The 26,574-nt window shown below is 48.1% G+C and carries 25 protein-coding genes and 1 riboswitch; of the genes, 10 read left to right on the forward strand and 15 right to left on the reverse strand.

Annotation, left to right across the window (positions count from 1 at the left end; translation table 11 throughout):
- Positions 1-48 precede the first annotated feature (48 nt).
- Together ACSZLD_RS12685 and ACSZLD_RS12690 are read right to left on the reverse strand one after the other, a co-directional pair.
- Complete coding sequence (locus ACSZLD_RS12685) at positions 49-1,014, reverse strand: sensor domain-containing diguanylate cyclase (RefSeq protein WP_444685386.1); 966 nt, start codon at positions 1,012-1,014, stop codon at positions 49-51.
- Positions 1,011-1,832: an alpha/beta fold hydrolase gene (locus ACSZLD_RS12690; protein WP_444685387.1), complete on the reverse strand. Its 822-nt coding sequence runs from the start codon at positions 1,830-1,832 to the stop codon at positions 1,011-1,013. The genes ACSZLD_RS12685 and ACSZLD_RS12690 overlap by 4 nt, the downstream gene beginning before the upstream one ends.
- Positions 1,833-2,064: 232 nt before the next feature.
- On the opposite strand from ACSZLD_RS12690, the gene ACSZLD_RS12695 reads away from it, so the two are divergent.
- From ACSZLD_RS12695 to ACSZLD_RS12710, 4 genes are all read left to right on the forward strand, one after another.
- Positions 2,065-5,043 carry a hypothetical protein gene (locus ACSZLD_RS12695; RefSeq protein ID WP_444685388.1) on the forward strand — a complete coding sequence of 993 codons (2,979 nt, stop codon included), beginning with the start codon at positions 2,065-2,067 and terminating at the stop codon, positions 5,041-5,043.
- 18 nt (positions 5,044-5,061) lie between these two features.
- Positions 5,062-5,805: a sulfite exporter TauE/SafE family protein gene (locus ACSZLD_RS12700; RefSeq protein ID WP_444685389.1), complete on the forward strand. Its 744-nt coding sequence runs from the start codon at positions 5,062-5,064 to the stop codon at positions 5,803-5,805.
- A gap of 50 nt (positions 5,806-5,855) precedes the next feature.
- Complete coding sequence (nei, locus tag ACSZLD_RS12705) at positions 5,856-6,683, forward strand: endonuclease VIII (RefSeq protein WP_444685390.1); 828 nt, start codon at positions 5,856-5,858, stop codon at positions 6,681-6,683.
- A gap of 403 nt (positions 6,684-7,086) precedes the next feature.
- Positions 7,087-7,521 (forward strand): hypothetical protein, encoded by a 435-nt coding sequence (locus ACSZLD_RS12710; RefSeq protein ID WP_444685391.1) that lies wholly within the window; start codon positions 7,087-7,089, stop codon positions 7,519-7,521.
- A gap of 165 nt (positions 7,522-7,686) precedes the next feature.
- Here ACSZLD_RS12710 and ACSZLD_RS12715 read toward each other — a convergent pair whose 3' ends face one another.
- The 3 genes from ACSZLD_RS12715 to ACSZLD_RS12725 all read right to left on the reverse strand — a co-directional run bounded on the left by ACSZLD_RS12715 (position 7,687) and on the right by ACSZLD_RS12725 (position 8,946).
- Positions 7,687-8,361, reverse strand: a complete 675-nt coding sequence (locus ACSZLD_RS12715; protein WP_444685392.1) for an adenine nucleotide alpha hydrolase family protein — start codon at positions 8,359-8,361, stop codon at positions 7,687-7,689.
- Between the two features lie 34 nt (positions 8,362-8,395).
- Positions 8,396-8,662 (reverse strand): TIGR03643 family protein, encoded by a 267-nt coding sequence (locus ACSZLD_RS12720; RefSeq protein WP_377909265.1) that lies wholly within the window; start codon positions 8,660-8,662, stop codon positions 8,396-8,398.
- A gap of 83 nt (positions 8,663-8,745) precedes the next feature.
- Positions 8,746-8,946, reverse strand: coding sequence for a DUF2188 domain-containing protein (locus tag ACSZLD_RS12725; protein WP_168007251.1), 201 nt, complete (start codon positions 8,944-8,946; stop codon positions 8,746-8,748).
- 168 nt (positions 8,947-9,114) lie between these two features.
- On the opposite strand from ACSZLD_RS12725, the gene ACSZLD_RS12730 reads away from it, so the two are divergent.
- Positions 9,115-9,996, forward strand: a complete 882-nt coding sequence (locus tag ACSZLD_RS12730; RefSeq protein ID WP_377909264.1) for an SDR family oxidoreductase — start codon at positions 9,115-9,117, stop codon at positions 9,994-9,996.
- Between the two features lie 112 nt (positions 9,997-10,108).
- Here ACSZLD_RS12730 and ACSZLD_RS12735 read toward each other — a convergent pair whose 3' ends face one another.
- Positions 10,109-10,417, reverse strand: coding sequence for a HesB/YadR/YfhF family protein (locus ACSZLD_RS12735; protein WP_377909263.1), 309 nt, complete (start codon positions 10,415-10,417; stop codon positions 10,109-10,111).
- A gap of 15 nt (positions 10,418-10,432) precedes the next feature.
- A complete protein-coding gene (locus ACSZLD_RS12740) occupies positions 10,433-10,672 on the reverse strand; it encodes a ferredoxin family protein (protein ID WP_377909262.1) in 240 nt (79 codons plus the stop codon).
- 145 nt (positions 10,673-10,817) lie between these two features.
- On the opposite strand from ACSZLD_RS12740, the gene ACSZLD_RS12745 reads away from it, so the two are divergent.
- The gene (locus ACSZLD_RS12745) at positions 10,818-11,150 is read left to right on the forward strand and encodes a thioredoxin family protein (RefSeq protein ID WP_444685393.1); all 333 of its coding nucleotides are present in this window, start codon (positions 10,818-10,820) and stop codon (positions 11,148-11,150) included.
- 95 nt (positions 11,151-11,245) lie between these two features.
- On the forward strand, positions 11,246-12,070 hold the full coding sequence (locus ACSZLD_RS12750; protein ID WP_377909260.1) for a squalene/phytoene synthase family protein: 825 nt from the start codon (positions 11,246-11,248) through the stop codon (positions 12,068-12,070).
- Between the two features lie 801 nt (positions 12,071-12,871).
- Here ACSZLD_RS12750 and ACSZLD_RS12755 read toward each other — a convergent pair.
- Together ACSZLD_RS12755 and ACSZLD_RS12760 are read right to left on the reverse strand one after the other, a co-directional pair.
- Positions 12,872-13,561 carry an RluA family pseudouridine synthase gene (locus ACSZLD_RS12755; protein ID WP_377909259.1) on the reverse strand — a complete coding sequence of 230 codons (690 nt, stop codon included), beginning with the start codon at positions 13,559-13,561 and terminating at the stop codon, positions 12,872-12,874.
- On the reverse strand, positions 13,558-14,214 hold the full coding sequence (locus tag ACSZLD_RS12760) for an MOSC domain-containing protein (protein WP_377909258.1): 657 nt from the start codon (positions 14,212-14,214) through the stop codon (positions 13,558-13,560). Before ACSZLD_RS12760 ends, ACSZLD_RS12755 begins: the two co-directional genes overlap by 4 nt.
- Before the next feature lie 102 nt (positions 14,215-14,316).
- Here ACSZLD_RS12760 and ACSZLD_RS12765 point away from each other — a divergent pair, with 102 nt between their 5' ends.
- A complete protein-coding gene (locus ACSZLD_RS12765; RefSeq protein ID WP_377909257.1) occupies positions 14,317-14,538 on the forward strand; it encodes a hypothetical protein in 222 nt (73 codons plus the stop codon).
- Between the two features lie 21 nt (positions 14,539-14,559).
- Here ACSZLD_RS12765 and ACSZLD_RS12770 read toward each other — a convergent pair whose 3' ends face one another.
- The 6 genes from ACSZLD_RS12770 to ACSZLD_RS12795 form a co-directional block, all read right to left on the reverse strand.
- Complete coding sequence (locus tag ACSZLD_RS12770) at positions 14,560-15,426, reverse strand: DegV family protein (protein ID WP_377909256.1); 867 nt, start codon at positions 15,424-15,426, stop codon at positions 14,560-14,562.
- 863 nt (positions 15,427-16,289) lie between these two features.
- On the reverse strand, positions 16,290-18,959 hold the full coding sequence (gene ppdK, locus ACSZLD_RS12775; protein WP_444685394.1) for a pyruvate, phosphate dikinase: 2,670 nt from the start codon (positions 18,957-18,959) through the stop codon (positions 16,290-16,292).
- On the reverse strand, positions 18,956-19,768 hold the full coding sequence (locus ACSZLD_RS12780; protein WP_377909254.1) for a pyruvate, water dikinase regulatory protein: 813 nt from the start codon (positions 19,766-19,768) through the stop codon (positions 18,956-18,958). Before ACSZLD_RS12780 ends, ppdK begins: the two co-directional genes overlap by 4 nt.
- A 308-nt stretch (positions 19,769-20,076) precedes the next feature.
- Positions 20,077-20,223, reverse strand: a complete 147-nt coding sequence (locus ACSZLD_RS12785; RefSeq protein ID WP_444685395.1) for an anti-repressor SinI family protein — start codon at positions 20,221-20,223, stop codon at positions 20,077-20,079.
- A gap of 35 nt (positions 20,224-20,258) precedes the next feature.
- A riboswitch (cyclic di-GMP riboswitch) is annotated at positions 20,259-20,346 on the reverse strand.
- 205 nt (positions 20,347-20,551) lie between these two features.
- Positions 20,552-21,235 carry a response regulator transcription factor gene (locus ACSZLD_RS12790; protein WP_377909252.1) on the reverse strand — a complete coding sequence of 228 codons (684 nt, stop codon included), beginning with the start codon at positions 21,233-21,235 and terminating at the stop codon, positions 20,552-20,554.
- Positions 21,222-24,440 (reverse strand): ATP-binding protein, encoded by a 3,219-nt coding sequence (locus tag ACSZLD_RS12795; protein ID WP_444685396.1) that lies wholly within the window; start codon positions 24,438-24,440, stop codon positions 21,222-21,224. The genes ACSZLD_RS12790 and ACSZLD_RS12795 overlap by 14 nt, the downstream gene beginning before the upstream one ends.
- Positions 24,441-24,749: 309 nt before the next feature.
- Between ACSZLD_RS12795 and ACSZLD_RS12800 the strand changes: the two genes are divergently transcribed.
- Entirely contained in the window at positions 24,750-24,959 is a 210-nt protein-coding gene (locus ACSZLD_RS12800; protein WP_377909250.1) for a hypothetical protein, read from the forward strand.
- 33 nt (positions 24,960-24,992) lie between these two features.
- Positions 24,993-26,498: an EAL domain-containing protein gene (locus tag ACSZLD_RS12805; protein ID WP_444685397.1), complete on the forward strand. Its 1,506-nt coding sequence runs from the start codon at positions 24,993-24,995 to the stop codon at positions 26,496-26,498.
- The last annotated feature ends 76 nt before the right edge of the window (positions 26,499-26,574 follow it).

A 26,574-nucleotide genomic window follows, 5' to 3' on the forward strand; every position in this document is an offset into this window, starting at 1 on the left:
CAGGTAAACGGGCCATTTTGCTGAGGTTTTGCCGTAATGGTGAAGAAGTTAATCTTTCATATCATCCTGATAAACAACTACTTGATTGCGTCCGCCATTTTTCGCGGCATACAACGCGTGATCAGCCCGCTGCATCATTGTTTCAGCAGAGTCAGAAGGCTGCCATTCGGCAATTCCTCCGCTTACCGTAATCGGACGGGATTCCCAATTTCGTGACTCCATATGCATCCGGATATCATTTCCTGCTGCTTCAGCCTGAAGGGCGTTAACGGAGCTGAACAGAACGAGGAATTCTTCTCCTCCCAGACGCCCGACAGTATCCCCTTCACGAATGATTGCCTGCAGCTCCCTGCCAAGCTCGCGCAGCACGTCATCGCCTACATGGTGGCCGTATTGGTCATTTACCAGCTTGAAGTGATCAATGTCGATCAGCATGACAGTGAACGGCACGTAATTCACATTAGCAGCATGAAGCAGCGATTTAAGACGCTCCTCCAAAAACCGCCTGTTCGGCAGACCGGTTAATTCATCCGTGATCGACAGACGTGAAAGTTTCTTATTTAAATTCATAAGTTCACGTCGTTTATCTTCATACTCCCGCATGACCGTCTGCAGTTCTCTAAACGCTGCATCTTTATCTTCCAGAATTTGCTCAGACTGCTTTTTGGCATGCATTAGCTCCTGTTCATATTCTTCCCGCTGACTCATTTTCACCAGTGCACAAAGAACGAGGTCGTCCTGCCGCACGGCGTTGACCAACATAGGTATGGAGGAGCCGTCACGGTGTCTGAACGTCAGGTGCATCTCTGCAATTTCCCCGTGGACCATCATAAGCGGGGCAAAATACGTTTGAAAGTAAATGCGTGATGGTCTCGTTAACAGATCATGTACATGGGTTCCTGGCGAATCAGTACGGCCTAACATTGTATCCAGTGTCTTATTCACCGCTAAGACATTTCCATCTATATCCAGTTCAAGCAGTCCGCACGGAAGATCATCAAACAGCCGGTTCATTCAGTGCTCCCTGCCTCTCGCGCAGTTACAAAGCGAAGGATGTGCGTGACTAACTCCTGCGGGGCACTGAGATGCGGATTGTGACCTGTTGCTTCAAGCAGCACCAGTTCACTGTCTGTAAGCTGGTCATGAATGAATTCAACAGCCTTAAGCGGTGAAATCGTATCCTCCTGCCCCTGCAGAATTAATACCGGCTTGTTCAGCTCCCTAATCCGCTCACGCATATCGATCTGAAACGTCACCTCTGCAAATTGGCGGGTAATGGCCGCATTATTTCGAGTCAGACGTTCTTCAAACTCCGCTGTCAGGTGATCCGGATTCGATGGTCCCATCGCTACCGGTGCGAGCATTTTTGCCCATTCCTTGTAGTTTCTTTCCATCAGCGTCAGCAGCTCATTAATTTCATCCCGCTCGAACCCGCCGTAGTAGGAGTTATCATTCAAATAGTGGGCGGATGGTCCAATCATCGTAAGCGTCTGAAACAAATCCGGCCGCTCAATCGCAGCTTCAGCACCGATCATGCCGCTTACAGAATGACCAACAAAGTGAACACCCGTCAGATTTCTTTCATCCAATATCGCAATAATATCCTCCGCATACCCTGATTCACTGCTGTACCGGATAGGATCATAAGCAGAAAGATCCGACTTTCCCGCCCCCGTGTAATCAAACGTGATCACATGAAATGATTCTGATAAGTGCGGAATCATTTCCTGCCACACCTGTTGATCGGTTCCAAAGCCGTGAGCCAGCATCAGCGTTTCCGTTCCGTTCCCGTATTCCTGAACGTGGTTTTGCTTATATGTAGAAAGCGCCATCATGAATGCCCCCTTTTTTATACAGTATAGCATACCGGAAAGAGCGGTGATTCCTTCTTCTGTGAACAAATCAGGACTATCTCATTCCATATTTACCAGCAGCTCCTATATTTTATCAAACAGGCTCTTTTCTTCACCATGATTCCCACAATTTTTGCTAATGATGTCATATAGCAAAGTAAATTTCCTGTGATATAGTATTTATATCCTACATCTAAAGGTGGCGAAGAAGGTGAGAATTTTTACGGTTATACTACTGACTCTGGCTGCAACAGTTTTTGCAGCACCTTTTATTTGGTGGTATTTGTCTGCTGACTCTGATTTGCAGGCAGCTGTCGTTTCAAGAGATGGTATTACTGAAATCAAAGAAGCTGACGGCGGAGCAGCCTGGCTTTTTCCCCATGCTAAATTAAATACCAATACTATTACAGAAGACACCTATCAGGAAGCCGGTCTCATCGCCGTACTTGATAATGGAAACAGTGATTCTTTCTCCCAGGACGTCTGGCTGCGAGTAAAATCTTCAGTTGAAAGCGGTGATACAGATGTAATCATAGAATCGGCGGTGCTGACAGGGTCAACTGAACACGATGTTCGCAGCGATATTCTGTCTTTTACTGAGTCTTCCTGGTCCGGCTGGAGCGGGCGTTGGATGTCATCATTAAATAAATCGGATGGACACGTGCCTGAAAGTCTGATTTCATTCTATGAACAGAAGAAAGATTGGGATTATAGCGGGTCCGGATACGTGTTTGTCCATGAAAGTACAGGTGATATTCTGGCGCTAGAGTCCGATGGAAACGGCCCTTTTCTTGACTTCACAGAATTAGGAAAGGAGCTCTATGACGTTGAAGAATCTCCTCATTTCAACGGTTGGTTTCAGTTAGTAGAGGCGGACAGCAGTGATCATCTTGCTGCTTCATTCAACCTGAATCTGACTGAATCGGAAGCATCTATTCTGCTAGATGCGTCTATTCCTGTCACGCCAGCGGCTGTACAGCAGTTTCGTCGCAGCGGTTCGAACATTACTTTTTTAAGCGGGACCTTCTCTGAACTGGATGCCGCCCCTTTATCTTATCGCTATAAGCATCCTGCTTTCATCGATCGAATCCGCGCAGCTGTGCCGGGTGAACCGGAAGATCGATTTTTCTGGCTGACCGGTAAAAACTTGTTTACACACGCCATTACTTCAGCTGAAGAGTCAGATGAAGCGGAAGCAGCTCCTGTCGAATTGCCGGCTGGATTTGAAGATTCAGGGGCTGTTTATCACGCTAAAATCAACGATCAGCATATGGAGGTCTACCAGGATGGGGAATGGCAGCACCTGCCTGTCAAAGGCGTGAACATGGGCATGGGCAAGCCCGGCTATTTTCCTGGCGAAGCGGCGATTAACCGTTCGGAGTATCGCCGCTGGTTTGAACAGATCGGAGAGTTGAATGCTAATACAATCCGTATCTATACGATTCATCCTCCTGTCTTTTATGAGGAACTGGCGGCCTACAATCAATCGGCCGAGGAACCGCTGTATGTCATGCACGGTGTTTGGATCGATGAGGAACCATTGGAAGAGACACTGGATGCATTTGATGAAGAAATTATTTCTATTTTTGAAGATGAAATGAAAGACGTTGTCGACGTCATTCACGGAAATGCGATTATCGAACACGTGCCAGGTCATGCCTCAGGAGTATATGAGTCAGATGTCTCGCCTTACGTGAGTGCCTGGGTGATTGGAATCGAGTGGTATCCGTCCATGGTGGAAAACATGGACGAGACCTATCCGGACATACCTGACATGGAAGGCGACTTCGTCTACACGGAAGATGCTGCCCCATTTGAAATATGGCTTGCAGAGCGTTTTGAAACTCTGCTCGCCTATGAATACGAAACGTATGAAGCCGTCAGACCGATCAGCTTCACTAACTGGGTAACGACCGACAAACTGACGCATGAGGCAGAGCCGCTGGAGCAGGAAGATCTTGCCTCTGTTGACCCTGACACGATTTACTTGCAAGGTCCCGCAGAAGCTGCCGGGCAGTTTGCTTCTTATCATGTTTATCCATATTATCCGGACTTTTTAAATCTTGAAGACCAATATTTGGAGTACGAGGATCACACCGGTGAGCCAAACAACTACGCCGGATACCTTCATGATTTAAAAGCAGCACACCGGCTCCCGCTGCTGATTGCGGAATTTGGCATTCCTGCATCGAGAGGACGTACGCATGCCAATCCGTTTGGCTGGGATCAAGGACATATATCTGAACAGCAGCAAGGCCAAATCACCGCCCATCTGTATGAGACGATTGAATCGTTTGATCTGATGGGAGGACTCGTATTTTCCTGGCAGGATGAATGGTTTAAACGGACATGGAATACAATGGATTACGACGATCCGGACAGAAGACCGTACTGGTCAGACATTCAGACAAATGAGCAGCATTTTGGACTGCTGAGCTTTGACCGGTACAAAATACGAATCAACGGAGAAGATGACTGGATAAGCCGAACAGAGCTTGGCACCTCCCCAGAGCAGTTGCGTGTTGCAGCCGAACACGACGAAACGTATTTATACCTTCAATTTGATGGCGCCGAGGCAGATGACTTTACGGTTTACCTCAGTATAAGAGAAGATGAAGGTGTCGATATCAACGGATTCCCTGCAGATTATCGTATGAGGCTGGGCAGTGAACAAGGAAAACTGGAAGTAGCAGGAGACTATGATCCGTTTTATGTGGATTATGCAGAGGAGGCTTTAAACGAAGAGGGCGGCTGGTCTAAATCGCTGACCGACGTCTTCCATCCAATCCGGCTGGCACTGAACAAGGAAATGGTCAGACCGGACACGGGAAAAACATTGCCGTTTGAATACGATGAGACAGGCGTTTTATTAAGAGGCTCCGCTGATCCTGATGATGACAATTGGAGCTCCCTGCACGATTTTGAAACAAACGGAACATATACAGAAGTAAGAATTCCATGGCTCATGCTAAATGCAACAGATCCAGGCAGCCGTGAATTTTTAGGTGACGTGTGGGCGGATGGCTTCTCTGACCGTATTGCTATTAACGCCATCGATATCGCGATTGAACAGAATGGAGATTTATATCAGTTCGATACCGGTTACACATGGGAAACATGGGACTTACCGATGTCTGAGGAACGGTTAAAAGATTCTTATTACGATGTACAAGATGCATTTGAAGACTGATTCACATGGAGGACAATTATGGACCTGCCGACAGGTTTGCTGATCATCACAGCCGTTTGCGCACTGCTGATCGGTATTTCCAAAACTGCATTGCCAACGCTCGGGATATTTGTCGTCGCTGTTATGGCGACGATATTCCCGGCGAGAGAGTCAATTGGAATTGTCCTTCCGATGCTGATTGCAGCAGACCTTGTTGCGGTCGTCTACTATCGGCGAAGCGTCGACTGGCCAACGCTTTTTCGGCTTCTTCCATGGGTAAGCGGCGGGCTGGCCATCGGTTTTCTATTCTTATTCTCTATGGAAAGCGGGCGTGCTATTGAGATCGCACTTGGGCTGATCATTACGGCAATGGTCGTGCTTCAAGTACGCAATATGCGCAATGCGCCATCCGCAAAAGCAGATTATTCAAAACTTTTTCTCGTCGTCATTGGAACTCTCGCCGGCTTTACGACGATGATCGGCAATGCGGCGGGACCGGTTATGGCAATTTTTTTACTTGCTGCCGGACTTCAGAAACAGGCGTTCATCGGCACCGGCGCCTGGTTTTTCCTGACCGTTAATCTGATAAAAGTGCCGCTTTATGCTTCGCTCGGACTCATCACCATCTCTTCCCTGACGTTAAATGCAGTTATGCTGCCTTTTATCCTGCTCGGCACGTGGGCCGGAATTCGTTTGATCCGTCTGATTCCACAGAAGCTCTTTTCTGTGCTGATTCTGATATTAGCGCTCGCTGGAGGTTTAAGGCTGCTGTTTGGAACATAGCCGTCTTATTTCCCTGGAAATGAACACGCCATTGTAAAAGGAGTGATTGGATGCCTGAAGGTCCTGAGATTCGAAAAGCTGCTGACCGTGTTGAAAAAGCAGTGAAAAACAAAAAAGCAGCTGATATTTACTTTGCACATGACCACTTAAAAGGGTACGAAGATGTGCTGCGGGGGGCCATTATCACAGGAGTGGATACGAAAGGGAAAGCGATGCTGACCCGATTTGACAACGGGTACACCGTTTATTCACACAATCAGCTTTACGGAAAATGGGTCATTCGCAACGCCTTCAATTATCCGCAGACGAACCGGCAGCTTCGCTTTGCCGTCCATAACGAAAAAAAATCGGCCCTTCTATACAGCGCTTCTGATATCGAAGTGCTTCCGGATGAGGAAGTTGCTGAGCATCCTTTCATCCGGAAAGCTGGTCCCGACGTGTTCAGCGAAGACGTCACAGTCGATATGCTGAAAGAAAGATTCCACAGTAGAACATTCCGCAACAGGCGCTGGGCTTCGTCTCTTCTCGACCAGGCCTTTGTCGCTGGGATCGGCAACTATCTGCGGAGTGAAGTGCTGTTTGCGGCAGGCGTCCACCCCTCCCTGCGTCCAGCAGACTGTTCCGAGGAACAAGTGACAAAAGCAGCGGAAGCCGTGATACAGATGATGTGGCAGTCGTACCGGCACGCTGGAATCACAAACGATTTGTCGCTTGCTGAAAAGATGAAAAAGGCCGGCCGCCGGCGGAATGAATATAGGCACTGGGTGTTCTCGAGAGCTGAGCAAAGCTGCCACTTGTGCGGAACACCGATCACCAAAATACAGGTCGCTTCCAGAAGGCTGTACTTCTGTGAATCGTGCCAGCCGGAGCCCTCGTAGGCTATCTCATTCGGAATATTAAGAGACATAAACGTTACAGCAGCCTTGTTTAATACCGAAGTGGCTTCTTTTAATAAATGCCTCCCTCGCATAGCTGTTCCGGCATCCTCTTCAACCCGTGTTCTGGATATTGAATGGCTCAACCGTTTCCTCATACCAAGATGGTTTGGGGAAATGGTTATTTATAAGGGCCCCTATTTTATCCGTGATCTGCATTAACTATCTCTAAGAAAATAATGACATACTAGAAATACTCGCAAATAAAAGAATTATAATATATAATTAAATATAAATGAATATTCTAAAAATATTGTCAATTAGTGCTGTAGTCAGAAATTATCTTTAAAAAAGGAGGAGGTTTCTATGGCAAGGAAAAAAAACCGATCACTATCATATTATTACTTTGTCATTTGATGACAATCTGAAAGCGTACCATTTATTTAGCCAGTTGAAGCACTATCATGCGGAAGGGCAAGTTGATTTACACCAGATTGTCGTCATTGAGAGGGAAGAAAACGGATCCTTTGCTTTTAAAGATGCTGCTGATTTATCTCGCTCCAATAAAGCAAGCAAAGGAGCATTGATCGGCATGGCAGTTGGTATACTGGGAGGTCCTTTTGGAATCCTGTTCGGTACATTAACCGGAGGCATGATCGGAACCAGTAAAGATCTAAAAAGATTAAAAACCACTGAAGGGCTATTCAAAAGAACGATTGGGAATATTCAATTAGGAACTACAGGAATCATTGCTATTGGTGAAGAGTATGAAGAATCAATACTGGATGGGCTGGTGCAGGAACTTGGCGGAGAATTGACGAGAACGGACGAAGAACTGTAAGGCTGAATTCTTTGAATGGGTCTTTACAGAATAGGTGGTATGGTCCTCCGGCTAATAGAAAGGAAAATTGCTTTACTCAATGAATAAGGAGACAGCATCGAATGAATCGATGCTGCCTCCTTATGATGCTTCACCTGACCAAAAAACCGAAGACACTGACAACACTCAGGAGACGTTCCCTTCCATTTGGTTAAATGCCTCTTTTAATTCTTCCTCGTGCTGGGGATGAATATCACCTAAAATAATGTGCAGAATGTGCGGTTCACCGTTCAGCTGAACCTTTAAAATGCCTGTCGTAAAATCGGTATGGATCAACTGATAAAATGTTCCCTGGTAGCATTTGCAGGATGGTTCTCCCAGCGAGAATATAAACGATCCGTTCTCCCGGTATACCCAGCCGCTGATTCCCTTATCGTATTCCGGTTCTTTGGCAACATTTGATTTACTCACTTTGTAAATGGTCACATCTACTTCATCAAGTTCGTGGAACAAGTCATTGACGAGCGAACCATGTACAATCAAATCCCAGCGGCTCTGCACTGCTTGCCCAATAATAATATGGTTTACGTCATATTGTGTAGCCGTATCTCCAATAATGCCGGCAATGGTTTCTCCTTTGTGAAGCGGCCGGAAAATCATTGTTGCATTGTATTCATCTGCCCACCGCTGAATGTGATCCCGTTCCTCGATTTTATCCATGGGCTCTCCCTCTTCAGGCGAATACACATGGAGTACAATACAGTCGCTTTTAAATGCCTTCTTCTCAGTCATGCCTCGCTCAATTAAAGCTGCAGCATTGCGGTAGTTGGCAATACACACCAGTACATTTTCTTTTTTCACTGCCTCATCCTCCCTTTTAACCGGGCCCTTTACGTTAATAACTGATTCGTTTTTGATCCGGTGCTTTAAACCTTTCCACACGCGGCGACCGTTTCCTGCTATGTTTTGTTTTTCTCCCGGAAACTCGTTTGCGCCACATCGTAAACGAGGAGCGCTTCATTTCCCTGCGCATCAATTTAACCACTTCTTTTTCCTTCAGACCAACCTGCAGCTCAATCGCTTCAAATGGTGTCCGGTCTTCCCACGCCATTTCAATCACGCGGTCGACCTCTTCTGGAGTTAAATCCTGATGCTTGTGCATGAGCTTCTTCCTTCCATTTATGGTTTAGGAGCTTTTTGACGAAAAACGGCAGCCGGAAGTGATATCCGGCTGCCCATTCAGCTTCAGCTGAAGTCACGCTCTTCTTCAACTTCCATTTTGTTGTTATAAATAAGCAGCCGGCTTGGCGCTTTGTCTTTCGCCATTTCTTCAGCATGCGCAATTGCTTCGTCCTTTTGATCGAATGATGTTTCCGGTGCAACATCCTCAATTTTCACCATCCAGGCAGTTGCATCTTTGTTAGGTCGTACTGAATATTCGCGCATCCAATCCACTCCTTCAAATCGTTGTTACTTCTGCTATTTCCGGATTGTTTCTGCGTTAAACGACTTTTTTAGGAGATAAAGAAAGACCGAACAATGGAATACGCGTTTAAAAGATGGAAATACTGGCAATGATACGCATAACGTAAAAAATGGAGGTCATTCCCTACTATGAGATATGAAGAAGTGAAGAAGCTACAGACAGATGGACAGCCGCAGCAAAGGCAGAACCGGCAGCCGGGTCTCGAAGACAGTGAAATGGAGCCGATGCCAATCTTCGATGATCCTGATTACAAGGGCAGTGAAAAGCTGAAAGGAAAAGTGATGCTGATTACTGGAGGAGACAGCGGCATTGGCCGTGCGGTGTCTATCGCTGCTGCGAAGGAAGGCGCGACTGTCGTGATCTCCTATAAAGATGAACATGAGGATGCGGAAACAACTAAAACATTAGTAGAAGATAAAGGAGCAAGCTGTTTATTAATCGATGGCGACATCGGGAATGAGGCGCACTGCCAGGAGATTGTCAAGCAAACGATTGATCAGTTTGGAAAACTTGATATCCTGATTAATAACGCAGCAGAGCAGCACTTTGCTGAAGACTTACGGGATATTTCGACTGAACAGATGGAACGTACGTTTAAAACAAATGTATACGGCACCTTTCATATGACAAAAGCAGCTTTGGACTATCTTGAGCCTGGGAGTTCCATCATCAATTCAGTCTCCATTGTCGCCTATAAGGGAATGCCTGTACTGATGGACTATGCAGCCACGAAAGGAGCACTTGTTGCACTTACCCGCTCCCTCTCCGAAAACCTTGTTTCGAAAGGGATTCGAGTCAACGGTGTTGCTCCAGGTCCAATCTGGACTCCGCTCATTCCGGCATCTTTCCCGGAAGATAAAGTAGCAGAATTTGGTACAAGCAGTCCGATGGGGCGCCCAGGACATCCGGCAGAGCTGGCTCCAAGCTACATCTATTTAGCTTCAGATGACTCCTCTTATGTATCAGGCCAAGTGTTGCATGTAAACGGAGGCTCCGTCGTAAACGGCTGATGAATCGGCAGACGGTCTTTGGTCCGTCTGCTTTTTTAACGACATGCATCAAAAAAAGCGTCGGGAGTTTTATTCGTCCCGGCGCTTTACATGTGATACGCATAACGGAAATCTAGTCACTCTCGCTGCCTTCATGGTAATTGTAATGAATCTCCTGCTTCTCTTCATCAAATTCAACCGTCAGGTCGTAGCCGTCAAAATACCAGAGATCCTTCTCTTCGACAAAGAACGTAATCCCGTCTTTTTCTTTTTTAACACCTGCAGATTCCGGTGTCTCATGAAGAGCAAAACCTATGGAAAAGCCGCTTTGAATTGGACTCTCTCCTCCGTACTTTGCGAAGAATTTAATCGTGTCTCCTTCATCTGCTTCCACTTCATTTTTAAACCATTTTAATGCTTCATCTGTTATCTCCAGATTCATGCGGCGGCACCTCCATTACCTTCCTTGAAAGAATTCTTCTGCTTTCTTCAAGTATACCTCATCTTTTGGTTCGAGCTCGTGCTCATCAACAATTGCATCTACCGGGCAGACAACGACACATGCACCACAGTCAATACAAATATCCGGATCAATGTAGTATTGTTCTTTCCCTTCTTCTATACAATCCACCGGACAAACATCGACGCACTCTCCAGCTTTTTCCCCTTCGCAGGGACTCGTGATGACGAATGCCATAAAGCCTTCCCTCCTTCCAAAATCTATTATGATACCGTTCCTCTTTTTTATACTCTCAAAACATGGGATCGGATTTACAGTAGCGGCACCCGGGAAGATATGAGAAAATATAGCACAGAAGAATCTGGATCGGAGAGGGTGCTTCATGAGAATGATGGAAAGCTTGCACGAGGTGGAAGAGATTATTACTGCAGAGCCGCTAACATTTGTTTACCTTTCCCGGGAAAATTGCTCTGTCTGTCACTCGCTCAAACCGCAGCTTGAGCGCTGGGTTGAGGATGAAGCCGGACTGAGCCCGCTTGCAGTTTCTGTCGATGACATTCCGGAAGCTGCGGGAAGGTTTGAAGCATTCACTGCTCCCGCCGTCATTCTCTTCGTGAAGGGCAGAGAAAAATGGCGGGCCGCCCGCTTTGTACGGGAAGAGGAAGTTCGCAATGTTTTACGGCAGTGGCGCGAAGCTGCAGACGGACATTATTAGAAATAACGCGTGGAATACGTTATACTGAACTACTGGATGAGCAATTTCGGACAGCACCGCACTTGAGGCGGATTGAATATAGAGGAGGAATTAGTGTGCAGACGGAAAAGCAGCAGCAAAAAGAAGCGATGAAGATGCTTAAGGATACAAGCCGAACATTTTACATTCCCATTACGCTTCTTCATCCAGAATTGAAAAAGACAGTGGCTTCTGCCTATCTTTGCATGCGGGCAATCGACGAGATCGAAGACAGTGAGATTCTTGCCAACCCAGTAAAAGCATCGCTGCTGAAACAAACAGAAGCACTTCTTGAACAAGAGCAGTTTCAAACTGCGGCATACGAAGAGCTGACTGCTCCTTTTGCTGCTGAACTTCCTGAAGTAGCGCTTCGTCTCGGAGACTGGCTGGATACATGTCCGCCTGACTACGTGCATAAAGTGAAGCAGTTTACAGCTGAGATGGCTGGAGGAATGGCTTACTGGGCTGAACACAACTGGAACATTCAAACAAAAGAGGATTTGGACGATTATACGTACTACGTCGCTGGCCTTGTCGGCGTGATGCTGTCGGATATTTGGGAGTGGCACGATGGAACGGTAACGGATCGTGATCTCGCTATCGGTTATGGACGCGGGCTGCAGGCCGTTAACATCCTGCGTAATGTAGAGGAAGATGCGGAGCGCGGCGTCTCTTTTATCCCTGATGGGTGGACGATCGACGATATGTTCGATTACGCGGAAGGCAATCTCCGTCTTGGGAGGGAATACATGAACGGTGTTTCCACTAAAACGATTCTGCTCTTCTGCCGCATTCCGCTTGCACTGGCGGAAAAAACGCTTAAAGCACTGAAAGACGGCCGTGAAAAAATGTCACGTGCTGAAGTCGAAGAAACCGTTGCTCGAATTCAGCGCGACGTATAATGGTCATATATGGGCAGGGGCACCTTGAAAGGTGCCCCTGCCCAAGCTTTTGATAAAGTCATTTCAGGTGAATGACCTTGCACCTGCCTGCATCTACGGACACTCGCTTTCCGGAGGGAACGGCCTCAGCTAACCGCTTCCTTCTTCCGTCGGAAGCGCTGGATCTTCGCCTCGTTCTGATCCTCTCGGAGTCGAGTTTCCTCCGATTTAGCAGCTGGCTGTCCGATTGAAACCTTGGTGATGATCCACACGAGCTTGTTCCATCTAGAGAGAACCTTTCGTTAGGCAGCGCTTCGATGTCGAATCGGGATGAACGTCAACGTATTCACCAAAAAAAGCCGCAGCGCCCAGCGATTGGAACGTTTTTCTCCATTAAACAAAACCATTTCCCCTTTGTGTCCGGCGTCCCGGTGGAAGCTGCGCAGCCTGAAGATGCCGTGCCGTTCAGATCTGCGAACGGCATGAAAAGCGCGAGCGGAGCCGGAACATGTCTTGAAGGCTTCTTGTGAGAAGCCTGAGTCCGAGTGAAGCCTCATCGCCGTTCGAACTTGAACGGCATGAAAAGCGCGAGCGGAGCCGGACTATGTCTTGAAGGCTTCTTATGAGAAGCCTGTGTCCGAGTGAAGCCGCGCCATCCTTCCCTTCGTACGGGATCATCCTGAGAAATAGCTGAAGGGCAAGCCCACGGCAGGCTCGGTAAACAGAGGGGAAAGTCAATCAATCGAATAAACATGTAAACAAATTGACCTTATCAACACTCTGGACAGGGGCACCTTGAAAGGTGCCCCTGCTTGTTTGTGTTTAATCTAAAAAGGAAAACGCAGCTTGCCCAAACTGATTCCACGGATATTCTTTAGGTGGAGAGGACAGCACTTCAAGCGGCTCCCGTTTGACCGGGTGCGTAAGGCCAATACGTGCAGACCAGAGTGCAATTTGTTCGCCCGGCTTGTTGACAGAAGACCCGTACTTCTGATCACCGTAAAGCGGACAGCCAGTTTCAGCAAATTGAACACGGATCTGATGTGATCTTCCGGTGAGAAGCTGAATCCGCACGAGCGCCAATCCGTTATGCTGTGCGAGTGTTTCGTAGGTAAGCAGCGCATGCTTTGCGCCTTCTGTCCCCGGCTTTCTGACGTACACCTCATTTTTCTGCCGGTCTTTCCACAAATAATGCTCCAGTGTGCCGGCACGTTCAGGCGGGATGCCGCGAACGACAGCCAGATACGTTTTATCCATCTGCTGCCGTCTGATAAGGTCGGATACGCGAGACGCAGCTTTTGACGTTTTCGCAAACAGGATGGCTCCTCCTACGGGCCGGTCAAGCCGGTGCAGCAGCCCCAAATAGACGGCGCCCGGCTTCTGATAGCGGACTTTTATATCCTCCTTTACCATATCAAACAGGCTCGTATCCTTAGATTCGTCTCCTTGAACGGGGATGTTAACCGGTTTTTCCACGGCAATTAAGTGGTTATCTTCATACAATATGTTCACGTTGACTGATCACCCTCTGCTTTCCTGATTATGGAGCGTAGCTGCTGCTTCCAAACGTCAGCGAGAGTTGGAAGGGACGCTAGAACTTCCACCGCCTCAAGCCCGCCCTCCTGCTGGTACATAATCCGATTGGCTTCCATCACGGTCATTGTGCTTTTTTGCCTTTCAAGCAGATTCCACTCGTCACCCTTTTTTACCATTCCTTCTTTGAGGACACGAAAGTACCAGCCGCTCCACCCTGTCTCCCGGACCTTTACCGGAAAGGAAGTATCACCGTATCGCAAAGCAAGCTTGAAGCACGGCTGACGCGGCTGGGAAAGCTGCACAATCGCTCCTCCGATCTGGTAAACATCACCGATATGCGCGGTACTCTCGGTCAGCTCACTTACCGTTATATTTTCTCCGAATGCTGCAGGCGGCAGCTTCCGTTGAAGCTTCTGTTCCCACCAGCTGTAATGTACGGCGGGATATACACAGACGGCTTTATCTTCTCCACCGTGGTGCCGAAGATCTGCCTGTCCGTCTCCCTCAAATTGCTGGATATGCAGGTAAATCGGTCCTGCTACCGGTTTCTTCACAATTGCAGTCGTGACCGGCCGCTTTGCCCAATGGTACGTTTCCGGTCGTCCAATACTTAGTTCTGCTACATTCATCGCCAGCTCTCCTTCCTTTACCTGGGATCTATTTTACTATATTCTTAGGCTGCAGAGAAAAAGGAATCATATCTGCTGGAACTTGATGCCGGGAGGTCAATAATGGAAGCATATGAGCGAGACGGGTACTTGAAACAGACAGCTCAGTTTATGATGGCAGAAACTGGTCTGTCAGAGCAGGAAGCCTATGCACGCATTCGCAAATCCGGCCTCATCGGCAAGCTGCGCTCCGAAAAGCAGCTGCCTGCACATTCACCGAGAGAACAGGCCTCCCTTCTTATCCATTCAAAAGAGATTACATATAACGATAAAGAGCCGGACTAGGCTAGTCCGGCTCTTTCCTGCTTATGCGTTTCGATCGATTTCGTTGTTCCAAATCAGGGCGAGCGTTCCTTCACCAGCGTGTACGGCAATAGACGAACTGATCTCCCCGACGGTTACTTTCAAATCAGGAAAAGCATTAATAATGTTTTTGCGAAGCTCTTCTGCCTTTGGAAGTACATTTCCGTGCATAATTTGCACCTGGCGGATTTTTGCACGGTCCCGTGCTTGTTCAAGCAGCTCCATCATCCGGCGGACAGCCTTCTTTTCAGAACGAACCTTCTGAAATAAATCAAACTTTCCTTCATTCGTAATACGCAGGATCGGCTTGATTTTCAGGATATTTCCCAGCAGGTAGGAAGCACCGGACATGCGGCCTCCTTTGTAAAACTGCTCTAAGCTTCCAAGCAGAATATAGCTTTCTGAATGCGAAGCAAGTGCCTGCAGTTTCTCTCCGATGAACGATGGCTCCACGCCCTCTTCCGCAAGGTGCATTCCCTTCTCCATGAGCGTCGTGATCGCGTATGACATCGAAAGTGAATCAACCACTTCCACCGGAAAATCAGCCAAATCGCGTCCCTGTACCGAGCTGGAGTACGTTCCGCTCAACTCACTGGAAATATGAATGGCGACTGCCGCGTCATATTTTCCTTTCAGTGACTCATACAGCTCTGCAAACCTTCCTGGGGAAGGCTGTGACGTTTTAGGCACTTCTTTATTGGTCCGAATTTTTTCGTAAAGCTGATCGGTCGTTAATTGAACCCCATCATCGTACGTATTTTCCTGAAACGTGATTGACAGAGGCAGGACGTAGACATCCGGATGTGCGGCCATTTCCTCTGTGATATATGCTGTACTGTCAGTCACCCAGGCAATTCTCTTCTGCGTCATCGCTATCCTCTCGCTTCCTTAAACCGTTTTCACCATTATACACGCTGCCAGAAATTATTACTAGGTTATAAAGGTTGATAACAAATATTGGAATATTTTTTACTATAAAGAAGTTCATTGCAGCAAATGCAAAAGACTCTCCTTTTTAAAGGAGAGTCCCAGAGTGTTGATAACGTTATTTCAGGTGAATGGCCTTGCATCTGCGGACCCTCGCTTTCCGGAGGGAACGGCCTCCGCTAACTGCTTCTTCCTTTCGTCCGCCGAATCTTCGCCTCGTTCTGATCCTCTCGGAGTCGAGGTCCTCCGATTTAGCAGCTGGCTGTCCGGTTGAAACCCTGGTGATGATCCACACGAGCTTGTTCCGTCTAGAGAGAACCTTTCGTTAGGCAGCGCTTCGATGTCGAATCGGGATGAACGTCAACGTACCCACCAAAAAAAGCCGCAGCGTCCAGCGATTGGAACGTTTTTCTCCATTAAACAAAACCATTTCCCCTTTGTGTCCGGCGTCCCCGTGGAAGCTGCGCAGCCTGAAGATGCCGTGCCGTTCAGATCTGCGAACGGCATGAAAAGCGCGAGCGGAGCCGGACTATGTCTTGAAGGCTTCTCATGAGAAGCCTGTGTCCGAGTGAAGCCGCGCCATCCTTCCCTTCATACGGGATCATCCTGAGAAATAGCTGAAGGCAAGCCCACGGCAGGCTCGGTAAACAGAGGGGAAAGTCAATCAATCGAATAAATATGTAAACAAATTGACTTTATCAACAGCCTAAGACTCTCCTTTATAAAGGAGAGTCCTGGGTCAATCATATTTTATCACTGCTTGCTGCTTTATATCATGCCATTACTCATCAATCAGGGCCCAGCCCTTAGTTTGAGACAGCCTCGCTGCTCGCTTGCTTCGAACCGGCACGTATCGCTGCCTGTGCTGCTGCCAGTCTTGCAACAGGTACACGGAAAGGGGAACAGCTGACGTAGTCGAGTCCCTGCTCTTCACAGAAGGCAATGGAAGAAGGATCCCCGCCATGCTCTCCGCATATTCCAGCTTTCAAGTCCGGCTTTGCGCCGCGACCAAGCGTGACCCCTTCTCGTACGAGTTTCCCGACACCGTCTCTGTCCAGCACGACGAAGGGATTTGTTTCCAAAGTGCCGTTGTCTACATAGCGTTGAAGAAACTTTCCTTCTGCATCATCACGACTGTACCCAAATGTTGTCTGGGTCAAATCGTTTGTACCGAAGGAGAAGAAGTCAGCTTCAGCTGCAATCTGATCTGCTGTAAGAGCAGCCCGGGGCACTTCAATCATCGTCCCGACCGTATACGTAAAATGAACCCCGGTATCGTCTGTGACCCGTGCCGCTGCGTCTTCTACGACCTGGCGCATGTCGCGCAGTTCATTCACGTGTCCGACTAGCGGAATCATCACTTCCGGCTCCACCTTCATCCCGTTCTGTTCCAGTGCAGCAGCAGCCCTAAAAATCGCTTCTGCCTGCATATCGTAAATTTCCGGATTCGTCATGCCGAGACGACAGCCGCGGTGCCCGAGCATCGGATTAAATTCATTGAGCTCCCTCAGCTTGCGCAACAGTCGCTGCTTTTGCTGCAGAAGCTCCGAATTTTCGCCTGTGACCTGCAGCTTAGTCGTTTCAACGAGCAGTTCTTCGAGATCCGGCAGAAATTCGTGCAGCGGCGGATCGAGCAGACGGATGGTTACCGGACGTCCGGCCATCGCTTTAAAAATCCCTTCAAAATCCTCCTGCTGCATCGGCAGAAGCCGCCTCAGCGCTTCCTCTCTCTCAGAAACCGTTTCAGCAAGAATCATGCTGCGAACAACCGGCACACGCTCCTGTTCCATAAACATGTGCTCTGTCCGGCACAGCCCGATACCTTCCGCCCCAAACTCGACCGCCTTCGCGGCGTCTACAGGATTATCCGCATTTGCCCGCACCCCGAGACGGCGGACATCATCGGCCCAGTTCAACAGCTGCTGAAACTCACCTGAAAGTTCCGGTTCAACCATCGGTACATCTCCCTCAAACACTTCACCAGTCGCACCGTCGATCGTAATCAGATCAAGATGGGAGAGCGTTTTATCCTGAACGCGGATTGTTTTGTCCTGAAGGTTGATTTTCATGCCTTCACATCCGCAAATACATGCCTTGCCCATTCCTCTTGCGACAACGGCGGCGTGAGAAGTCATTCCCCCTCTGCTCGTGACTACAGCCTCTGCGGCAATAATACCGTGAATATCATCGGGAGTCGTCTCTGGACGGATTAAGATGACATGCTCTCCACCCTTATAGCGGCGGTCTGCCTCGTCGGCATCAAAAACAATCCGGCCGGTAGCTGCACCCGGCGAAGCTGGCAGTCCTTTCACGAGCGCCTGCCGCTCATAGCCATCGTCAATGCGGCGGTGAAGCAGCTGATGCAGCTGATCCGGATCAACACGGTCAACAGCCTGCTCTTTTGTCAGCACTCCTTCTTCTACCATGTCCACCGCAATTTTTACTGAAGCCTGTGATGTCCGTTTACCATTTCGTGTCTGCAGCACGTACAGCTTCCCTCGTTCTACGGTAAACTCAATGTCCTGCATGTCTTCATAATGAGATTCCAACCGGCTGCAGACGGCCTGGAACTCTTCGAACACCTCCGGCATCACGTCTTTCATTGTAGATATCGGCTGCGGCGTCCGAATCCCTGCCACTACGTCTTCTCCTTGTGCATTGACGAGGTACTCTCCGTACAGCAGTGCCTCTCCGGTGGAGGGATTTCGCGTAAACGCCACACCTGTTCCGGAATCATCACCCATATTGCCGAAAACCATACTTTGGATGTTAACCGCTGTTCCCAGGTTATGAGGGATTTGATGAAGCTTCCGGTAGATAGTGGCTCTGTCATTATTCCAGGAATCAAACACTGCTTTGATGGACAGCAGCAGCTGCTCATGCGGGTCAACAGGAAACGGGCGCCCTGTATGGGTGTCGACGAGCTGCTTATACGTCTGAATCAGCTCCTGCCAGTCTGCGGCAGTCATTTCCGGGTCTGAATCGTAGCCTTTGCTTTCACGATATTTTTCAAGCTCCCGCTCGAAAAAGTATGTCTCTACTCCGAGAACAACATCACTGAACATTTGGATAAAGCGCCGGTAGGAATCATAGGCAAATCGTGGATTATCCGTCAGAGAGGCCATCGCTTCTACTGTCTCGTCATTCATACCGAGGTTCAGTACGGTATCCATCATTCCAGGCATGGACGCAACCGCTCCTGACCGAATCGAAACGAAGAGCGGATCAGCCGCGCCGCCAAGCGTTTTCCCTGTCTTTTTTTCCAAGTCTTTAAGCGCTGCAAAGGTTTCCTGCTTCACCTGATCAGAAAGCGTTTGGCTGTTCGTGTAGTAATCAAGGCAGGCCTCTGTCGAAATTGTAAATCCTTCTGGTACCGGCAGGCCGATGTTCGTCATCTCCGCAAGGTTGGCCCCTTTGCCGCCAATCAGTTTTTTCATATGACGGTTTCCTTCTTCAAACGCGTATACAAATGTCATGAAATGTGTCTCCTTTCCAATTTGAGTACTTCTAAAATGTAACTGGCTGTTTCTTCTACCGCTTTATTCGATACATCAATAACCGGGCATCCGACCCGCTTCATTATTTTTTCTGCAAATTCCAGCTCTTTTAGGATTCGGTCGAGGCTTGCGTAGTCTGCTTTTTCCGTCAAGCCCATCGTACGCAGCCGAATCCGCCGGATGTCATTCAGCTTTGACGGGGAGATCACCAGTCCAATGCAGCGCTCACGCGGAAGCTCGTAAAGCTCTTCCGGAACTGCGACCTCTGGTACGAGCGGCACGTTCGCTACTTTGAACTGTTTGTGCGCCAGGTACATGGAAAGCGGTGTTTTGGAAGTCCGGGAGACGCCGATCAGCACCAGATCCGCCTTTTTCAATCCCGAGGTATCCTGTGCATCATCGTATTTAACCGCGAATTCCACTGCTTCGATCCTTCTGAAATACGCTTCATCCAGCTGCCTGATCCGCCCAGGTTCTTTTTTTGGCTGTTCATTAAACGTCTCACTCAGCATCGACAGCAGTGGATCGAGCAGATCGACGGAAGGGACGGAAGTTTTTTCTGTCAGCGTTCTCATTTTTTGCTGAAGCTCCCCTAATACCAGGGTATAGGCTACTACAGCTCCAGCTGTCTCCGCTTCTTCTACGATACGCTCCAGCTTCTCCGGTGTCTGCACGTGCGAATATCTTCTTACCTCCGTTTTATCTTCAGTAAATTGGGTAAGCGCTGCTTGTACCATTCGGTCTGCTGTTTCTCCTATTGAATCGGATACAACAAATACTAGTCTCATTGCTTCCTCCCTCCCCCTAATGTGACATACTAATAAAAATAAGTATAGCACATTATTTTTCCCTATCAAGAGGAAATTTCCATCTGCAGAAAAAAGGGTAAACGTAGAAACGAATAAGTGCTATGCACGGATAAATTCACGAAAGTCCCACATAAGACGGTAAGCACATCAGCATTCGCGTCTAAACAGGGTGCCCCTGGCCGCAGCTTTCTTGAAACAGCTGTCACATAAGCATTTTCACCCGTTATTCAGCTGCAAAAAAAAAACGGAATCAGCAATAATTGCTGATTCCGGTCTTCCGGTGACGATTACATGCATTGCTGATCTGCCTTTAGCGAATGGCTGTTTTCCTGTTTCATTTGAAAGAACGCTCTCACTTCTTCAGGAGAAAGGCCCATGCTCCGCGCTTCCATAACCAATTGTACCCAGCTCTCTGCCCGTTTCAGTTCATTCATGCCCTATCCCACCCTATGTTAAGTATTTGCTCCACATAGGCGGCCCGGCCGTCGTAGGCACCCCACGCCCTTAGACCCGAAGCTTTGCGCCCCTGCTTTTCAACAGGTTTGCCGTTTTTCTCTGCAGAATGTTGCGGAAACTCCATTTTCCTCCGTGTCTGCCCACCGTCCTCTAAAACAAGCTGCAACGTTCTGTATGTGTTCACTCTACAAAACAAAAGTTAAAATAAGGTTAAATAATCATAATTTTTTAAAAATAAATGTGACTTTTTTTGTCATGTCTTTATTTCCAGTATACAGCGCTTTTTAATCAATCCTTTATACCTATTTATCTGGCTGCGAATTTGTATCCAAAGCCTCGTACCGTTAAGATATAATCTGGATATTTAGGATCCTCCTCAATTTTCTTGCGAAGGTTTCGTATGTGTACTGATACGGTCTTTAAATCTCCATACATGTCGATCCCCCAGATATGATCATAAATCTGCTCTGCACTGAATACTTGTCCAGGGTGTTTCATTAAGTACACGAGAAGCTGATATTCTTTTGCGTAAAGCGAAACCGCTTTTCCGTTTACAGTCACCGTATAGCTCTCTAAATCGACCGCGATGGAGCCGGCACGAAGCTCATTTCGGTCATCGCGGGGTCCACTGCGGCGGAGATTCGCTTTGATTCTGGCTTCGAGCTCAGCAAGATCATACGGCTTCGTTAAATAATCATCGCCGCCTGCGTTCAGGCCTTCAATTTTATCTTCAGATGAACGCTTACAGCTGATAAAGATTATTGGACTTTCAGTAAGTTCACGCATGTTTCGGCAAACGTCAAATCCTTCCATACCAGGAAGCAGGATATCCAGTAAGATCAGCTCCGGGTCGACCTGCTTTACTTTGTCAACCGCCTCCATGCCGTTTCCGACAGCATAAACACTGTAGCCTTTTTTCTCCAAATATAATGTCGTGATAGCCCGGATATCCTCATCGTCTTCTACGAGCATGATTTTATGTTGATCCATGACTGCTTGCCTCCTCTTCAAATCGAGCATGTGCGGCCAATACCGGAATACAGAAGCTGAACGTCGTACCTTCGCCGATTTCACTTTCCACCCAAATCTCACCGTGGTGCCGTGCGATAATTTCCTTCGCAATGGCGAGCCCGAGCCCTGTACCAGTAGATGGTTTTCCCCGGTCGCCTGTCGCTTTGTAAAACCGCTTGAATATATGCTCCAGCTGATCCTTTTTCATGCCTCTTCCATTGTCGGTGATGCGGATCACTGCTCCGCCGTCAAATTCACGGTACCCTGTATCCTGGCGTGTTTCCACTGATATGTGAATGCTGTTTCGCGTGAACTTGCGCGCATTTCCGATCAAATTGTTGAAAACCTGCATCATCCGGCCTTTATCAATCGATACATACCACTGTCCCTTTTCAATATGATCGTAGGTAATAGCAGGGAAATGAATATCTGATTCAGACAGCTCCATTGCGAATGTCTGGTGAACATCGTTTAGCCAGTCCGTCAGCTCAACTGTTTCTATTCCCATGTTCATCTGACCCGTTTCCAATTTTACCAGCTCAAACAAATCAACGATCAGCCGGTCAAGCAGTTGAATCTTCTTATCGACAATTTGAAGGTAGTTTTCATCAGAGGGATCAACAAACCCTTCCCGGACCGTATGAATGTAGTTTTTCAAAAACGTAACCGGTGTGCCAAGCTCGTGTGAAATGTTGGACAGCATTTCCACTCTCGCTGCTTCCATGTGAGTAAGCTGGTCGTTTTTCACTTCGAGCTCCGCATTTTTACGACCGAGCTCAGCGGTACGTTCATCCACCATTCCTTCCAGCATCAAATTGATATTTTCAAGCTCCTGCCTTCTCGATTCCAATTCCTGTACAGCCCCCGAAAGCTTTAAGTGTGTATCTACCCGAATCATCAATTCCCGTCTGTCGATCGGCTTGACGAGATAATCATTGGCACCTGCACGATACGCTGCCAGCCGGTCTTCAATTAGATTTTGAGCGGTGAGCAATAGTACCGGCAGCTCTGTATAGGAAAAGCGTGTCCGCAGCTCTTTACAGACGCTGAAGCCGGAAAGACCCGGCATCATCACATCCATAATTACCAAATCAAACGACTGCTTTTCAAGTTTTTCCATCACCGTCAGTCCATCGGGAGCCGCGGTGACATCGTATCCTTCAAGCTGAAGGTAATTAACGATCACCTGCAGATTCACGTGGTCATCATCGGCAGCAAGAATGCGCTTCGCTCCAGCATGGTTCCGCTCCAGTTCAGCTATAGAGTCAGCGGCCGGCATAAACTGTCCTGCTGCCTGCTTAGCGGCTGGAAGCGTAAATGAAAACATCGACCCTTTACCGGGGTCTGATTCAACTTCAATCCTTCCGCCCTGCAGCTCAATCAAACGTTTCGTCAAATGCAGACCGATCCCCATTCCTTCCCGGTAATATCCCTCAGCATCCCGGCCGCGTTCAAACGGTTCAAACAGCCGGCGGCGTTCTTCCTCAGAAATGCCGATCCCGGTATCCCGGATATAAATGGTCACCGTTTCCTCGCTCTGGGAGCCGCGAATGCGAACGGTTCCTTCCTTCGTATAATTCACGGCGTTGATGAGCAAATTATATAAAATTTGCTGCAGGCGGTGCTCATCGGCAGCAACATTTGGCAGCTGCCCCACTTCGTTAATGATGGTAAGAGATTTTTCTGCTGCAAGCGGCTTTACCATCTCGCAAGCAAGTTCTACAGCAGGCTTCAGATCAACCTCCTCGACGCGCATGTCAAAGTCCTGATTTTCCATACGCGAGACGTCCACGATATCCCCGATCAGATAAGACAGCCTGCTGCCGCTGCGGATAATAACGTCCAAATGCTTTTTAGCAGCTTCATTCTGTTCACCGGCGATGCCTTCCCGAAGTGATTCTGCGATGCTGATCATGCCATTCAGCGGCGTTCGCAGCTCGTGCGTTGTCATTTGTAAGAACTCATTTTTTAGCCTGTCGGTTCGCTGCAAGGCTTCAAGTGCTTCCTGCCTCGCCTCCTCTTTTTCTTTTTGAATAGCGGTAATTTTGTTTGCCAAAGCGAAAGAGAAGAGCACGAGCTCGACAGACGTGAAAATCTGCCACGCATATTTCGTGAAAAAAGAGTATGGAACAAAGCCGAGATCGGTAAAAATAGATATTAAAACACCGATGACAAAGAACTGCCACGCAAACAGAAAGTAAATGGAGGGGCCGAATCCCTGCCGGTAGCGGATGAGTGCCGCCGTCAGAACAGTCAGGACCGTCGCGACGCTTGCGATTACGATTAAATTAAGTGCCAGTGGATATGAATAGGCCCAGACTCCGAGCAGAATGAGGTTAATGGAGAAGGCCATATACATATAAATGAGAGATCTCGGCACTTCCTTCCTAAGTTCAAGAAAGTTCACAGCAAAGATAATCGCCATCATGTTGGACAACAGCATAAAAAACAAGATCGCCCGATTGTTAAACCAAACTGCTTCCGGCCAAATGAACTGATAAGCAAGACCTGTAAACGATAGGAATGTGAATAAATTCACGATAATGAAAAGGACGTAGAATAAGTAGCTGGGGTGCCGGAGTGATAAGTAAATAAAGAAATTGTAGAGCGCCATAACCGCCGCAAGTCCTGCAAGCAGACCGAGTATTAAATAATCCCACTGTGTTTGTTCACTGTAAACCCGCTGGTTGTTCAGCTCCAGCGGAAATTGCATCGCTCCCTCTGTTTCAAAGCGCATGTAATGAGTCATGAGACCCTCTGTTTCCGCATAGTCCACCGGAAAAACAAAGTTGCGGTTGTTGCGCGGACGTTCTCTGTATGGGACAAGATCCCCTGTTTCGACAGAGGTCACGGTTCCATCCGCAAGCTCTGTATAAAGTGTGACGTGATCCATCGTCGGACTGAGCAGCTTAAGAAACCATTCGTCCTCAGCTGCTGAGGCATCTACCTGAAACCGGACCCAATAAACATCCGTTGTATAGCCAAAGCTCGGTGCATTCCTTGTAAACGACTCAAACGGCCTATCGCGGATCTCGTCAAAATTCCGTTCACCTGTCTCATCAATAAACACTTCCATTTGTTCGTGAACAATAATACGCTCGCCGTCCAGACCCGGCTCAATAGGAGCAGAGAAGGCTGTCACTGGGAACAGTATCAGACCTACAAGAAAGATAACCAGCTTCATATTGCTCCACCATCCTCTGTCGGCAAAAAAAGTCCTTTCACGCGACAACGCATTCGTGCGCCAAAAGTTTTGCATTCAAATCAGTATGTCTATTCATTTATGAGTAAAGACTCAATAGCTTTCAACATTATCCCACTATTGAATTATATCATATCTGTATTATGATGATGATAGAAATAACTTACTATTCAGACACCCGTCCGTGCTGACGATTGCAGAAGAGAAACGGTATTTGCTTCTGTTTCTATGCACGTATTGATCTGCTCACGTGTTTAACAGGACAAACTGCTTTGGAGAGGAGGGACCCTGATGCATATCGAGCCCCATGAGCTGCCCTACTATCATTCCCTGCGGCAATTCAGTGCGACAACGCTCCAGACTCTTGAAGCGCTGATTGGACGCGGGACCGTTTTTATCAGCCATACGACTGACGAGATGTTTACGGTAATATCAACTGCCGGCGACGGTTCTATACCGCTGCAGCCTGGTTCGTCCATGCCTTTGGAGGATGCTTACTGACAGCTTATTAAAAACGGCGGCGGTCTGCCGCTGATGATTCCAAACGCCCGCAAACACGACATTGTCTGCAGTTTAAAAATCACAAAAAAGCTCGGCATTCAAGCATATGCCGGGGCACCCATCACCCTTTCAAACGGAACTATTTTCGGAACTATTTGCATTTTGGACAAACGCCCGCGCTCCTTCACGGAATCAGAAGCCGAGCATTTGCAGAACATGGCTTCCCTGCTTGCCAATGCCATTGAGCTGGAATATGTGAATATTCACGATCCGCTCACAAACGCCTATAACTACGCATTTTTGCAGCAGCGTGCTGCTTCTTCGCTGCGAGAGACAACGGTCTTCCATGTAGATATTGATCATTTTAAGCTGCACAGCGATTCACTCGGCCTCGAGGACGCCAATACGTTGCTGCTCCAGCTGGCAGAAAGGCTGAAGCGGGCTGTTTCAGAAGGGCTGATCGTACGGATCAGCGGAGACGAATTTATCATTCTCGTGGAACAGCCGTTAACGGAAGGCGGTATCCAGCGACTATCTGAACGAATTCACACCACGTGCGGACAGCCTTTTTCAATCAGCCGCAGACCAGTACGTTTGACTTGCAGCATCGGGACTTCCGTTTCCGGAACAGACGACATTCAGCTGGATGAATTGCTGCAGCAGGCTGCGATTGCCCTGCAGGAAGCCAAAAAACAGGGGTACGATCAAACTGTCATGTATGAGTCCGGAATGCACACTTCCTATTCTTATAAACGGACGATCGTACGCGATTTGCCGGAAGCGCTGCGCTCGGGCAAGCTCGCACTCGTCTATCAGCCGCAGTTCCACACAGAGAGTGGAGAGCTCCGCGGAGTGGAAGCGCTGATCCGCTGGCAACATCCCGAGTTGGGTTACATCAGTCCTGCTGATTTTCTGCCAATCGCAGAAGAAGCCGGACTGATGCATGCGATCGACAGGTGGGTTATTTTTGAATCCTGCCGTCAAATTGCCACCCTTCCGATTCCTGTAGGTCTGGCCATTAATGTTTCCTCCTTTCCCTCTAAAGGCGGCTATTTAATTTCTTATATACAAGAAGTGATTCAGGAAACCGGTATAAAAGCCTCTCAGCTGGAGTTCGAATTAACAGAAACATCGGCACCCTTATCTATGGAGAAGCTGAAAAACTTTATCGAGTCACTGCGCCAGTTGAACGTACGAATCGCACTTGATGATTTCGGCACTGGCTATTCCAGCCTGACCTATATCCAGCAGCTTCCGCTTCATACTTTAAAGCTTGACCGAAGCTTTATTGCGTCGCTGAACGGCTCCATTCAATCCGAAAAAATTGTGGAACAGATGCTTGCCGTGGCAGGTCTGTTCGAACTGGACGTTATCGCTGAAGGCGTGGAAACAAGCAGACAATGGAGCCGTCTCCGCGAGCTGCGCTGCGGTTTCGTACAAGGATATTACTGCGCAAAACCAGTAGCCCTCCCTATTTTAAAGGCGTATCTTCAGCACGATCCTACCTTCTCGAATGAAAATGGACCCCCTTTGTTTTAAAAAGAAGGGGGCTTCTTTTTCATTCCGATATCCCACCTTTCCAATCAGAAATTAGATGAATGGCATTGACAGAAGG

Origin of the sequence: Alkalicoccus luteus, assembly GCF_052061695.1 — a bacterium.
Classification (GTDB): Bacteria; Bacillota; Bacilli; order Bacillales; family Salisediminibacteriaceae; genus Alkalicoccus; species Alkalicoccus luteus.

Coding starts and splice junctions, on each gene's coding strand:
- ACSZLD_RS12685 (WP_444685386.1), bottom strand. CDS start 1,014: ATGAACCGGCTGTTTGATGATCTTCCGTGCGGACTGCTTGAACTGGAT.
- ACSZLD_RS12690 (WP_444685387.1), bottom strand. CDS start 1,832: ATGGCGCTTTCTACATATAAGCAAAACCACGTTCAGGAATACGGGAAC.
- ACSZLD_RS12700 (WP_444685389.1), top strand. CDS start 5,062: ATGGACCTGCCGACAGGTTTGCTGATCATCACAGCCGTTTGCGCACTG.
- nei (WP_444685390.1), top strand. CDS start 5,856: ATGCCTGAAGGTCCTGAGATTCGAAAAGCTGCTGACCGTGTTGAAAAA.
- ACSZLD_RS12720 (WP_377909265.1), bottom strand. CDS start 8,662: ATGCACAAGCATCAGGATTTAACTCCAGAAGAGGTCGACCGCGTGATT.
- ACSZLD_RS12725 (WP_168007251.1), bottom strand. CDS start 8,946: ATGCGCGAATATTCAGTACGACCTAACAAAGATGCAACTGCCTGGATG.
- ACSZLD_RS12730 (WP_377909264.1), top strand. CDS start 9,115: ATGAGATATGAAGAAGTGAAGAAGCTACAGACAGATGGACAGCCGCAG.
- ACSZLD_RS12735 (WP_377909263.1), bottom strand. CDS start 10,417: ATGAATCTGGAGATAACAGATGAAGCATTAAAATGGTTTAAAAATGAA.
- ACSZLD_RS12740 (WP_377909262.1), bottom strand. CDS start 10,672: ATGGCATTCGTCATCACGAGTCCCTGCGAAGGGGAAAAAGCTGGAGAG.
- ACSZLD_RS12745 (WP_444685393.1), top strand. CDS start 10,818: ATGAGAATGATGGAAAGCTTGCACGAGGTGGAAGAGATTATTACTGCA.
- ACSZLD_RS12760 (WP_377909258.1), bottom strand. CDS start 14,214: ATGAATGTAGCAGAACTAAGTATTGGACGACCGGAAACGTACCATTGG.
- ACSZLD_RS12765 (WP_377909257.1), top strand. CDS start 14,317: ATGGAAGCATATGAGCGAGACGGGTACTTGAAACAGACAGCTCAGTTT.
- ACSZLD_RS12770 (WP_377909256.1), bottom strand. CDS start 15,426: ATGACGCAGAAGAGAATTGCCTGGGTGACTGACAGTACAGCATATATC.
- ppdK (WP_444685394.1), bottom strand. CDS start 18,959: ATGACATTTGTATACGCGTTTGAAGAAGGAAACCGTCATATGAAAAAA.
- ACSZLD_RS12780 (WP_377909254.1), bottom strand. CDS start 19,768: ATGAGACTAGTATTTGTTGTATCCGATTCAATAGGAGAAACAGCAGAC.
- ACSZLD_RS12785 (WP_444685395.1), bottom strand. CDS start 20,223: ATGAATGAACTGAAACGGGCAGAGAGCTGGGTACAATTGGTTATGGAA.
- ACSZLD_RS12790 (WP_377909252.1), bottom strand. CDS start 21,235: ATGGATCAACATAAAATCATGCTCGTAGAAGACGATGAGGATATCCGG.
- ACSZLD_RS12795 (WP_444685396.1), bottom strand. CDS start 24,440: ATGAAGCTGGTTATCTTTCTTGTAGGTCTGATACTGTTCCCAGTGACA.
- ACSZLD_RS12800 (WP_377909250.1), top strand. CDS start 24,750: ATGCATATCGAGCCCCATGAGCTGCCCTACTATCATTCCCTGCGGCAA.
- ACSZLD_RS12805 (WP_444685397.1), top strand. CDS start 24,993: ATGATTCCAAACGCCCGCAAACACGACATTGTCTGCAGTTTAAAAATC.